This is a genomic window from Stutzerimonas stutzeri, assembly GCF_000952685.1.
Lineage (GTDB): Bacteria > Pseudomonadota > Gammaproteobacteria > Pseudomonadales > Pseudomonadaceae > Stutzerimonas > Stutzerimonas stutzeri_E.
Window position 1 is genome coordinate 1 of record NZ_JYHV01000008.1, and the last position, 4,218, is coordinate 4,218.

Annotated in this window: 4 protein-coding genes and 3 tRNA genes; all 7 read left to right on the plus strand. The window is 54.3% G+C overall.

All coding sequences use genetic code 11. The annotated features are described in order from the left end of the window. The first annotated feature begins 149 nt into the window (after positions 1-149). The 7 genes from birA (at position 150) to tuf (ending at position 4,216) form a co-directional block, all read left to right on the plus strand. Positions 150-1,115: a bifunctional biotin--[acetyl-CoA-carboxylase] ligase/biotin operon repressor BirA gene (gene birA, locus UF78_RS02985; RefSeq protein WP_045160584.1), complete on the plus strand. Its 966-nt coding sequence runs from the start codon at positions 150-152 to the stop codon at positions 1,113-1,115. Further along, positions 1,105-1,845 carry a type III pantothenate kinase gene (locus tag UF78_RS02990; protein ID WP_045160585.1) on the plus strand — a complete coding sequence of 247 codons (741 nt, stop codon included), beginning with the start codon at positions 1,105-1,107 and terminating at the stop codon, positions 1,843-1,845. The genes birA and UF78_RS02990 overlap by 11 nt, the downstream gene beginning before the upstream one ends. A 10-nt stretch (positions 1,846-1,855) precedes the next feature. After that, positions 1,856-2,518: an SPOR domain-containing protein gene (locus tag UF78_RS02995; protein WP_045160586.1), complete on the plus strand. Its 663-nt coding sequence runs from the start codon at positions 1,856-1,858 to the stop codon at positions 2,516-2,518. A 133-nt stretch (positions 2,519-2,651) separates the two neighbouring features. After that, positions 2,652-2,736, plus strand: a tRNA-Tyr gene (locus UF78_RS03000). Between the two features lie 25 nt (positions 2,737-2,761). Further along, positions 2,762-2,835, plus strand: a tRNA-Gly gene (locus UF78_RS03005). Positions 2,836-2,863: 28 nt separating this feature from the next. Continuing rightward, positions 2,864-2,939: transfer RNA gene (locus UF78_RS03010), tRNA-Thr, on the plus strand. An 83-nt stretch (positions 2,940-3,022) separates the two neighbouring features. Further along, complete coding sequence (tuf, locus tag UF78_RS03015; RefSeq protein ID WP_025240334.1) at positions 3,023-4,216, plus strand: elongation factor Tu; 1,194 nt, start codon at positions 3,023-3,025, stop codon at positions 4,214-4,216. Positions 4,217-4,218: the final 2 nt, after the last annotated feature.

Below are 4,218 nucleotides of genomic sequence, written 5' to 3' on the forward strand. Positions count from 1 at the left end.
CTCCCCATGTGAGAGTAGGTCATCGTCAAGCTTCTACACCAAACCCCCGATCATCGAAAGATGACCGGGGGTTTGTCTTTGGGCGCGGGAAAACTCGCTGGGCTTTGGAACTGCAGCTATCATGCCTGGCTTGCTGGTTAGGGGACCTTATGAGTGAATTACTACGGCTACTTGGTGACGGTCGTTTTCATTCTGGCGAAGAGCTGGGTGCTGCTCTTGGTGTGAGTCGGAGCGCTGTATGGAAATATCTGCAGCGACTTGAGGCCGAATACGATATTGAGCTGTTCAGAGTGCCCGGGAAAGGTTATCGGCTGGCAGAGCCGTTTTCGTTGCTGAACTATGAGTCGTGCTCTGCCGCATTGGCGCATCTAGGCTGGCAGCTTTGCTTCCGAGACACAGTGGACTCTACTAATGCCGAAGCATTGAGGCTGCTGCGCTCAGAAGTTGCAGCGCCGTTCGTAGTATTGGCTGAGAGTCAGATCAATGGCCGAGGCCGCAGGGGGCGAGTATGGGTGAGCCCGTTTGGGAGAAACCTCTATTATTCCTTGGCGCTGAAAATTGCAAATGGCTCTGAGGGGCTGTCTGGCCTGAGCTTGGTCGTAGGTTTGGCCGTTCTCCATGCTCTGCGTCGGGCAGGAGTTGAGGATGTCGGGCTTAAGTGGCCCAACGATCTTTATGTCAGCGGCAAGAAGATAGCTGGAATCCTGTTGGAGCTGACCGGGGACCCGGCCGATGTATGCCACGTCATTATCGGCATCGGAATAAACGTAAATATGATTTCAGATGGCCTAGATATAGATCAGCCTTGGACGTCGGTCAGAGCCCAGACGGGGGTCTTGGTGGATCGAAGTGAGCTGGCAAGTTTTGTCAGTGAGTCGCTGCATCATTATGTGAATATGCACGCCCAGCAGGGATTTTCCTCGCTGCGGGGCGAATGGGAGGCGAATAATGTCTGGCAGGGCAAGCGCTGTGTTTTAAGTGCGGGCGCCCACCAGATTAAAGGCCTGATGCTCGGTATAGATGAGCATGGCGCTTTACGGCTATTGGTTGATGGTCAGGGGGAGCAGCGTTTTAGCGGGGGAGAACTAAGCTTGAGGATCGATCATGATTCTTGAGCTCGATTGCGGAAACAGTTTTATCAAATGGCGCGTTGTTTCTGGCGCTAATAAAGCCGTATTAACTGAAGGCATTGCTACTCATGTGGCGGATGTTGTCCGAGATCTGCTCGATGGGCGCATCGGGAAAATCACCCGCTGCCGGCTAGTTAGTGTCAGAAGCGATGCTGAAACCACGGCGTTAGTGCATGTGCTTTCTGAGGCATTGGGCGTGAACGTGGCCAGAGCGCGCCCGGCCGACCGTTTTGCCGGCGTTGTGAATGGCTATCGTGACCAGCAGCGTTTAGGGTTGGATCGTTGGCTAGCTGTTCTTGCTGCCTATGACCTGTGTAGGGGCGCCTGTTTAGTTATCGATTTAGGTACGGCTATTACCGTAGATCTCGTTGCTTGCGATGGGGTGCATCTCGGCGGCTACATAGCTCCAGGAATCGCTCTGCTGCGAGCGCAATTGGTCGATCACACTCGCCGCATCCGATACGACGTGGCAGAAGCTGCGCTCGCGTTGAGTGATGTTGCTCCTGGTAGGAGTACCGCCGAAGCCGTTGAGCGGGGCTGTCTAATCATGGTGCGCAGCTATCTCTCTAGTCAAATTTCCTTTGCCAATAGTCACTTAGGTGACGACTTTACTATCTACGTCACCGGGGGGGATGCCGCAATAGCAGCGGATCTTCCGGGTGTAAGATGTGTGCCAGATTTGGTTTTCAGAGGCCTGGCGATAGCCTGTCCCTAAAGAGGTATCGATGCGCTGGCTTTTAATGCTTCTAGTGATACTGAATCTGCTGCTTTACTTGTATCACCTAAACCAAACTCCGTCGGTGGTAAGTGAGGCTTCAGGGCAGCGAGTACCTCCAAGAGATGCTGGCATCAAGCTGCTGAGTGAAACGAAGCCTTTGGCGCGCCGTGAGTCAGAGCAAGATGTGGATAGTGCCTGTCTGTTTCTGGGAGGCTTCGATGAGGAATCAATCGCACTGGCTGTTGAGCAGCGTTTGTTGAGTCTAGACATCGATTCCCGCGTCGAGCCTGTAGATGAGGCCGCTGGCGTCGACTACTGGGTTTACCTGCCTCCGCTTGTGTCTCGGCAGGCATCGCTGCGTCAGTTGCGAGAGCTGCAATCTCGCAATATCGACAGTTACATAATCACTGTTGGCGATCTGTCTAATGGGATCTCTCTCGGGATATTTTCTCGTAAGGATTCTGCTGAAAGTGTCGCCAATCGTTTGCAGGGTGTTGACTATGCGGCGTTGATTCGTGAGCTACCCAGAACCCATCGTCGTTATTGGGTCCGGGTGGCGGACGTTCGTCAGCACTTATTGAACGGTTCATTGCTTGCTGAGCTTATGAGGGATTTTCCTGAGCTTGAGCATCGACAAATGCCTTGCTCAAGCATTGCAACTTCAGAGTAGTTTACATAGAATGGCGCCCGCTCAGCAGCATACCCCTCAGGGGCGCTACTTAGCGCTGTCAGCTAACCTCAAGTTTTTAATGAGAAAATGCTTGACAGTGAGGAGGTTGGCAATGAAAATGCCGCCTCGTTTTGGAGGGGTTCCCGAGCGGCCAAAGGGATCAGACTGTAAATCTGACGTCATCGACTTCGAAGGTTCGAATCCTTCCCCCTCCACCAGATTTTAGCGTAGGCCTCGGCTAACGCGGGTATAGTTTAGTGGTAGAACCTCAGCCTTCCAAGCTGATGATGCGGGTTCGATTCCCGCTACCCGCTCCAGGTTTTAAGCATCTATGCGACAAGATTCGCTCATGTAGCTCAGCTGGTAGAGCACACCCTTGGTAAGGGTGAGGTCAGCGGTTCAAATCCGCTCATGAGCTCCAACCCCAAAGGCAGATATGTAAATATCTGCCTTTGTTTTAATGGTGGCGTGACTAGCTCAATTCAACGATGGGAGACGGTCTCGATGGCTAAAGAAAAATTCGAACGTAACAAACCGCACCTGAACGTCGGTACCATTGGTCACGTTGACCATGGCAAAACCACGCTCACCGCTGCGCTGACTAAGGTCTGCGCGGAAACTTGGGGCGGCTCTGCACGTGACTTCTCGCAGATCGACAACGCGCCGGAAGAGAAGGCTCGTGGTATCACCATCAACACCTCCCACGTTGAGTACGATTCCTCGATTCGTCACTACGCTCACGTCGACTGCCCAGGTCACGCTGACTACGTGAAAAACATGATCACCGGTGCTGCGCAGATGGACGGCGCGATCCTGGTTTGTTCCGCTGCTGACGGCCCGATGCCGCAGACGCGCGAACACATCCTGCTGTCCCGTCAGGTAGGTGTTCCTTACATCGTTGTCTTCCTGAACAAGGCTGACATGGTGGATGACGCCGAGCTGCTGGAACTGGTTGAGATGGAAGTGCGTGACCTGCTGTCGACCTACGACTTCCCGGGTGACGACACGCCAATCATCATCGGCTCCGCACTGATGGCTCTGAACGGTCAGGACGACAACGAAATGGGTGTGTCGGCCGTGCGCAAGCTGGTCGAGACTCTGGATAGCTACATTCCGGAGCCTGAGCGTGCCATCGACAAGCCGTTCCTGATGCCGATCGAAGACGTGTTCTCGATCTCCGGTCGCGGTACCGTTGTGACCGGTCGCGTTGAGCGCGGCATTGTCAAGGTTCAGGAAGAGATCGAAATCGTTGGTATTCGTGCCACGACCAAGACCACCTGCACCGGCGTTGAAATGTTCCGCAAGCTGCTCGACGAAGGTCGCGCTGGTGAGAACGTGGGCGTGCTGCTGCGTGGTACCAAGCGTGATGACGTAGAGCGTGGTCAGGTTCTGGCCAAGCCGGGCACCATCAAGCCGCACACCAAGTTCGAAGGCGAAGTCTACGTGCTGAGCAAGGAAGAAGGCGGTCGTCACACGCCGTTCTTCAAAGGCTACCGTCCGCAGTTCTACTTCCGTACTACTGACGTGACCGGTAACTGCGAGCTGCCGGAAGGCGTAGAAATGGTAATGCCGGGCGACAACATCAAGATGGTTGTCACTCTGATCGCTCCGATCGCCATGGAAGATGGTCTGCGCTTCGCGATTCGCGAAGGTGGCCGTACCGTGGGTGCCGGCGTGGTTGCCAAGATCATCGAATAATC

What these genes read in the sequence shown, in the direction of transcription:
- birA (WP_045160584.1), top strand. Translation starts at nt 150, where the DNA reads ATGAGTGAATTACTACGGCTACTTGGTGACGGTCGTTTTCATTCTGGC.
- UF78_RS02990 (WP_045160585.1), top strand. Translation starts at nt 1,105, where the DNA reads ATGATTCTTGAGCTCGATTGCGGAAACAGTTTTATCAAATGGCGCGTT.
- UF78_RS02995 (WP_045160586.1), top strand. Translation starts at nt 1,856, where the DNA reads ATGCGCTGGCTTTTAATGCTTCTAGTGATACTGAATCTGCTGCTTTAC.
- tuf (WP_025240334.1), top strand. Translation starts at nt 3,023, where the DNA reads ATGGCTAAAGAAAAATTCGAACGTAACAAACCGCACCTGAACGTCGGT.